Source organism: Paenibacillus ihuae (assembly GCF_001368795.1).
GTDB classification, from domain to species: domain Bacteria; phylum Bacillota; class Bacilli; order Paenibacillales; family Paenibacillaceae; genus Paenibacillus_AQ; species Paenibacillus_AQ ihuae.
The window spans coordinates 24,897-32,110 of the sequence record NZ_LN831200.1; the positions used below are offsets into that span (position 1 = coordinate 24,897).

5 protein-coding genes and 1 other annotated feature are annotated in these 7,214 nt (G+C 52.0%); all 5 genes read right to left on the bottom strand.

All coding sequences use genetic code 11. The annotated features are described in order from the left end of the window. A partial coding sequence (locus AQR02_RS22735) for a hypothetical protein (RefSeq protein ID WP_159067822.1) occupies nucleotides 1-490 on the bottom strand: 490 nt, incomplete at its 3' end. Nucleotides 491-756: 266 nt separating this feature from the next. Next, on the bottom strand, nucleotides 757-2,145 hold the full coding sequence (gene murC, locus AQR02_RS22740) for a UDP-N-acetylmuramate--L-alanine ligase (protein WP_054942713.1): 1,389 nt from the start codon (nucleotides 2,143-2,145) through the stop codon (nucleotides 757-759). A 7-nt stretch (nucleotides 2,146-2,152) separates the two neighbouring features. Continuing rightward, a complete protein-coding gene (locus AQR02_RS22745; RefSeq protein ID WP_054942714.1) occupies nucleotides 2,153-3,529 on the bottom strand; it encodes a bifunctional folylpolyglutamate synthase/dihydrofolate synthase in 1,377 nt (458 codons plus the stop codon). 5 nt (nucleotides 3,530-3,534) lie between these two features. Then, complete coding sequence (locus AQR02_RS22750; protein WP_054942982.1) at nucleotides 3,535-6,171, bottom strand: valine--tRNA ligase; 2,637 nt, start codon at nucleotides 6,169-6,171, stop codon at nucleotides 3,535-3,537. A gap of 159 nt (nucleotides 6,172-6,330) precedes the next feature. Further along, nucleotides 6,331-6,613 (bottom strand) — a binding site (T-box leader). Between the two features lie 202 nt (nucleotides 6,614-6,815). Further along, a partial coding sequence (locus tag AQR02_RS22755) for a LysM peptidoglycan-binding domain-containing protein (RefSeq protein WP_148449196.1) occupies nucleotides 6,816-7,214 on the bottom strand: 399 nt, incomplete at its 5' end.

Below are 7,214 nucleotides of genomic sequence, written 5' to 3' on the forward strand. Positions count from 1 at the left end.
AGAACGCATTCAGCTTAAAATACAGCTTGGCGATACCGTGCTTCTTTTGTGCCAGCTGTGCCGAGAGATTGCTCTCGAAATTGTGGGCATCCGTAATAATGACTGCCTCCGGCAGCACTCCGCGAACAATATCAATACAGGATCCTAGCAGGCTATGAGAGATAAAGACGTGACTATAGCTGTTCTGTTTGCTAAGCATAATAATCTGGCTGTGCATATCCATATCTGCATGACTCATATAAGAGCAGTTGCGCCACTTATAGAGTGAACGGAGCATCGCCTTACGGTAACTCATCCGACGTTCCACTTCATGCATGGTAAAGGCCGGCGCACTTTCTTGCGGCTTCTGTTCCCGCGGGTTCCGGTAGGTTAGCAGGTCTACCTCATATTTCATCATCAAAATATTCAGAATGTTGCCAGTCCTCAGTTTGCCGCCGCTGTCTTGCGGAAAAGGATTCTCAGCGGAAATAAACAGTAATCTTTCTTTCATGACCTCGTCTCCTACTCTCCACTTTATCTGTAATTTTTTGGGCATACTTATCCATTTAGGATATATTACCCCAAAGCGGCGCAGGTTTTTGTCGTTTTATAGGATTTTACATAAATATTTCAAAAAAATTTCTACTTCTAAAAGTGCAGTACCGCCATACAACAGGGTTGTACACGCTTCCATTAAAATTAAATAAATTTTATAAAAAAAGCGTATCCTTTCCGAATGATCAGAAAGAATACGCTTCGAGATATAGCTTCAATTATTTATGCTTGTTTACCGTGTTCCTTCAGAGCTTCCGCCAAGGTGTACCCGACCTTCCAGATATCTCCGGCGCCCATAGTGAGCACCAGATCACCTGGAGCAATACGGCCTTGCAGGTCTGCCAGTACGGCTTCCTTGGTCGGCAGATGCCTTGCCCCGGCGTTGCTATTCTGCACAATCAGCTCCACCAGTTTCGCGGAGGTCACGCCTTCAATCTGCTTCTCACCGGCCGGTGAGTAGATGTCGGTAATGATTACCTCGTCTGCTTCACTGAAGGCCCGGCTGAACGCATCCAGGAGGAAGAATGTCCTAGTATAACGCTGCGGCTGGAAGACGGCAATAATCCGTTTACCGGTAGCTTTGGCTGCGCTGATCGTAGCCTGAATTTCTGTAGGGTGATGCGCATAGTCATCAATCACCAGAATGTCATTGGCTTCGCCAAGCACCTGGAACCGGCGTTTGGCACCGTGGAATTTCACTATAGCGTCAGCGATGGCCTCGAAAGCGATGCCTGACTTCAGGCAGGCGATTACCGCAGCCATTGAATTGTACAGATTGTATTTTCCGGGAATGGACAGCCCAATCCGTCCCAGCACTTGACCGCGGCTGCTCATCGTATAGGAGACCAGCCGGTCACCCAGCACGATGTCAGTGGCGGTATAGTCCGCATCCGGCGAATGAATGCCGTAAGTGATGACATTGCCTTTCACTTCAGACAACAGCGAGCTTGCCGTCTCGTCATCGGCACAGACAATGGCCGTGCCGTCTTCACGAAGCTGATTCATAAACTGGACGTAGGCAGCCTTCAGCTTGCCGAAATCACCGCCATAGTTCTCCAGATGATCCGCTTCAATATTAGTCACAATCGCCAGCCAAGGATGGTACTGAAGGAAGGAGCCGTCACTCTCATCCGCTTCGGCCACGACGAACTCTCCTTGTCCGGCCTTAGCGTTGGTGCCGACATTCATAATCTCCCCGCCGATAATATATGTCGGGTCCACTCCGCAATCCTCCATAATCAAAGCGATCATCGAGGAGGTGGTTGTTTTGCCGTGCGCCCCTGCAACGGCAACTCCCTTGCGTTCATTCAGCAGCCGGGCCAGCATTTGGGAACGGTGCAGAACCGGGATTTTGAGACGCTCTGCCTCCACCCATTCCACATTGTCACTTGCCAGCGCCGTAGAGTAAACTACGAGATCCGCACCTTTTACCTGCTCCGCAGTATGTCCGATATAAACCTTGGCACCTTTGGCAATCAGTTTCTCTGTCAATTCCTGAGCTGCCACATCGGAGCCCGTAACCGTATATCCCATCTCTAGCATCACCCGGGCAATCGCGCTCATTCCGTAGCCGCCGATCCCTATAAAATGCACACGTTCAGTAGTATCCAACAGTTCGTCACCAGCCTTTTTCAGAATCGGGTTGCCGCAAAAGCGTACTGCGCACATCGGAGATCAGATACAGCGTGCCGGACACGACCGCAAGATCTTTCTCTGACGTGATCGACTGCAGCAGCTGCAGCGCCTTACCCCAATTACGTTCTACTATGATTTCCAAATTTTCTTTGGCATATTTATCCCGCAGACGTTCTGCGATGGCCTGCAGTTCTTCCGCGTCCATTTTCTTCCGGAAATCCGGTTCGGTCAGGATGAGCGTATCCACTATAGGCAGTATATGCTTGAAGTATGACTCATGATGCTTATTTGCCAGCATCCCCATGAGCAAATTTAATTTGCCGTACTTATAAAACTGCGGCAGGCTTTTGGCCAGACTCTCCGCGCCTTCGGGATTATGTGCCCCGTCGAGTACTATCCGCGGAGAGCGGCTTACTTCCTCCAGCCTTCCAGCCCAGAACGTATTCTTAAAGCCTTCCAGCACATCCTCGTCCTCCAGCATGAACGCCATGTATTGACGAAGAACCTCCAGCGTCATCATGGCCCCGGCCGCATTACTCAGCTGATGCTCGCCTTTCATGCCAATGCCAACGTCCAGCGAACGGAACGGGCCTTTGAAGTTAAAGCGCTGTACACCATCCTCAATCCCCGTCAGATCATAGCTGAAATCTTCTCCCGCCAGATAGAGGGTCGAGCGGCAGGCTGCCGCTTTGGCCTTAAGCACAGCGATAACTTCGGGCTGGCTCACGCAGCTGACTACAGGAACTCCGGGCTTGATGATTCCGGCTTTCTCACCGGCAATCTTCTCCAGGGTATCTCCCAGCACATCGGTATGATCATGGCCGACATTTGTAATCACGGACACGACTGGCGTCACGATGTTCGTTACATCCAGCCTTCCCCCAAGACCCGTCTCCCATACGACTACATCGGGATAACAGCGCTCCGCATAGTAGAGGATAGCCAGCGCCGTAGCCACTTCAAACATCGTGGGTGAACCCAGCTCAGTCCCGGCAATTTCTTCGACGAGCGGACGCAGCTTCTCCGCAAGCTCGGCGAGCGTCTCTTCAGGAATATCCATGCCATTATACTGAAAACGGTTGGTGAATTTGGTGATATAGGGAGAAGTGAACGTTCCAACGCTATACCCGCTCTTTAGCAGCACACTTGTCAAAAAAGCGCAGGTCGAGCCTTTGCCGTTCGTCCCCGCTACATGAATGAACTTCAGCTTGCGGTGCGGATTGCCCAGCTTCTCCATCAGCACTTCAATCCGCTCCAGCCCCGGACGGATGCCGAAAGGAATCAGACCGTTAATCCAGTCGACCGCTTCTGTATAAGAACTTAAGGGAGCGGTACCGCCGCTCCCGATCATCTCTTCCATGTCCCTTATCCTCTCAGCTCTGCGATGCGGGCCAGCACTTTCTCGCGCTTAGCGGAATAATCCGCCTGCTTAGCCCGTTCCTCTTCGATGACTTTAGCCGGTGCCTTGGCAACAAACCCCTGGTTACCAAGCTTCTTCTCTACGCGTTCTACTTCGCTGTTCAGCGTCTGCACTTCTTTTTCCAGACGGATAATTTCCTGTTCGATATCGATCAGACCGGATAGCGGCAGCAGGAGCTCTGCTCCTGTAACTACTGCGGACATAACCTTATCCGGAGTTTGCGGATTAAGGGCTGCTTCGAACGAAGAAGTATTGCAGAAACGCCCGATGTAATTATCGTTGCGGGCAATGATGCTAAGCGTTTCTTCGCTTCCGGCTTTGATGATCAGCTCAACCTTTTTACTCATCGGCACATTCACTTCAGCACGGATGTTACGAACCGCACGGATAACATCCATTAGCAGGTTCATTTCAGCAACAGCCTCAGGGTTCTCAAGTGCCGCATCATACACAGGCCACTGCGCAAGGGTAATCGTCTCGCCCTCATGCGGCAGATGCTGCCAGATTTCCTCGGTAATGAACGGCATGAACGGATGAATCAGGCGCAGCGTGCGGTCCAGCACATAGGCAAGCACCGATTGGGTCTTGGCTTTGGCGGCTGCATCCGCACCATAAAGCGACAGCTTCGCGAACTCGATATACCAGTCACACAGATCATCCCAAATGAAGTTGTACAGAAGACGGCCAGTCTCACCGTACTCGTACGAGTCAATTAGACGCGTAATATCGCGAGAAGTTTCGTTCAGGCGGTGTAAAATCCAGCGGTCCGCCGTCGTAAGCTCACCTGTAATGTCAATATCTGCAAAGCTTACACCTTCCAGATTCATCAGTGCGAAGCGGGAAGCATTCCAGATCTTATTGGCAAAATTGCGCGCCTGCTCTACCTTCTCCATACGGAAACGCAGATCCTGCCCGGCTGTGCTGCCCGTCGAAATCATGTACCGCATAGCATCCGCACCATATTGCTCGATCACATCCAGCGGATCAATCCCGTTGCCAAGCGACTTGGACATTTTACGTCCTTCTGCATCCCGTACCAGACCGTGCATGAAGACATCGTTAAACGGCTTCTTGCCGGTAAATTCGAGTGCAGAGAAGATCATACGGGCTACCCAGAAGTAAATGATGTCATAGCCGGTAACCAGGACATTGTTCGGGTAAAAACGCTGATAATCGCTGCTGTCCTCATCCGGCCAGCCGAGTGTGGCGAACGGCCACAGATTGGAGCTGAACCAGGTGTCGAGAACATCCTCATCCTGCTTCAGATCATCGAGACCGCTGATTTCGCGGGCTTCATCTTCGGAATACGCAACAAACACTTCACCCGTAGACTCAGAGTACCAGGCTGGGATGCGGTGTCCCCACCACAATTGGCGGGAAATACACCAGTCACGTACGTTTTCGATCCAGTTCAGATAGGTTTTCTCAAAACGGTCCGGCACGAAGTTAACGCCTTCACCGTTCTTCTGTGCAGTGATGGCGGCTTCGGCCAGCGGCTGCATCTTAACGAACCATTGGGTGGACAGGTAAGGCTCAACTACTGCCCCGGAACGCTCGCTGTGACCAACCTGGTGCACATGGTCTTCTATGGAGATCAGAACACCCTGTTCCTTCAGATCAGCAACGATATTCTTGCGGCATTCGCTGCGGTCCTGACCCTGGTAAGGTCCGGCTTCCTCATTCATCGTGCCGCCTTCGTCCATCACATTAATCTGCGGCAGGTTATGGCGCAGACCTACCTCGAAGTCGTTCGGATCATGGGCGGGGGTGATCTTCACCGCTCCGCTGCCAAATTCCTTCTCTACATAATCATCGGCAATAATCGGAATCTCCCGGCCGACGATTGGCAGAATCAGAGTTTTGCCGATCAGGTCTTTGTAGCGTTCATCCTTAGGATGCACCGCTACCGCTGTATCGCCCAGCATCGTCTCCGGACGCGTAGTGGCTACCGTAATGAAGCCGCTGCCGTCCTTAAGCGGATAACGCAGGTGGTACAGGTGTCCGTTAACTTCCTTATATTCCACTTCGATATCCGACAATGCGGTACGCGCAGCCGGATCCCAGTTGATAATACGCTTGCCGCGGTAGATCAGGCCTTTGCGGTACAGCTCAACAAAGACTTGGCGTACCCCCTTGGTCAATCCTTCGTCCAGCGTAAACCGCTCGCGCGAATAGTCCAGAGACAGCCCCATCTTCGCCCATTGCCCGTGAATGGTTTCGGCATACTGCTCTTTCCAGGCCCATACCTGCTCCAGGAATTTCTCGCGCCCGAGATCATGGCGTGAAATTCCCTGCTGGCGCAGCTTCTGCTCCACCTTGGTCTGGGTAGCGATCCCGGCATGGTCCGTTCCCGGCAGCCAGAGGGTATCAAAGCCCTGCATCCGCTTCACGCGGATCAGGATATCCTGCAGCGTGAAATCCAGCGCATGCCCGATGTGCAGCATCCCCGTTACGTTCGGCGGGGGAATTACGATGCTGTAAGGCTCGGCATCAGGCCGCATGCCGGCCTTGAAGAATTCGTTCTCCATCCAGTAGGTGTACCATTTCTGCTCTGCCGCCTTCGGATCATATGTAGTCGGCATTTCGCTCTTGGCGTTATTGTCAGCAGCGGCATTGTCTGCCGCAGCCTGCGTGTCCGGCAGCTCCGCTGCCGCATTAGTGTTGTGATCAGCCATGTTCTGAACCTCCATTAAGATAACTGTATTGTTTGTGGTCATGAAAATACAAAAAGGCCTTTCGTCTCAAAGGACGAAAGGCCATTCTTTCGCGGTACCACCTTTGTTTCGCGCTAACAGAAAATAAACCTCTGCCCGGATACCTTACGGTTCCAGAGCTTAGCGCGACACTCACGCAGATAACGGCTGCATCCGGCCACATCCTACACTGCAATCCTGATTCAGGGTATGCATTCAGAAGGGCGACTCCGGGGCGACTTCGGTGGCTGCATCCTGCGGAAATTCACAGCAATTACAATTCCGCTCTCTGAAGGGCTGACCGCCTACTCTTCCCGTTCCCAGTCTTTAGCTAAGTTTTACTTAATCCCATAATACAGTTAGTGCTATTCCTAGTCAACCAGCATACGCACAAACTGCGGGACTTATACCGCCCAAATAAAATATTTGGCGGAATACAAAAAGAAACCTCTCCTTTCTGAAAAATGGAAGTGTAACCTACCATTTTTTAAGGAGAGGTTTCTCAAGTACATAATCATGCCGTTCACGAAGCTCTAAGGAATGTATAAGACCTGCCCTTCCTCCACATTCTGGCCGGACAGCCGGTTGTACATGACCAGTTCCCGTGCACTCAGCTGATATTTCTCGGCTATAGTGTCCAGGGTATCTTCCCGCTGCACGATGCAGAGCCGGACTTTGCGGAACAGCTCGGCACTGCCCAATCCGCCGATGAAGCGGCTCTTCCATTCACTATCATTCCCGGCCTCTGGAATAGGCGCTGCAGGAACCGCTCCGCTCAGGGCGGCAGTCTCTTGCTCCTTATGGGCACGGCTTGAACTGAGTAATGAAGAGAAGGTGAGATGCTCCTTCGCAGGAGTCTCCTCTTCCTTCTTGCTTCCTAAGGCGATTTTCAGGTCCGTCTTTTCTTCCTGGGCGGGCAGCGTCTCCGGTGA

Bases quoted from the DNA above. Each gene is read 5' to 3' on its own strand.
- AQR02_RS22750 (WP_054942982.1), bottom strand. From the start codon at position 6,171: ATGCCGACTACATATGATCCGAAGGCGGCAGAGCAGAAATGGTACACC.
- AQR02_RS22745 (WP_054942714.1), bottom strand. From the start codon at position 3,529: ATGGAAGAGATGATCGGGAGCGGCGGTACCGCTCCCTTAAGTTCTTAT.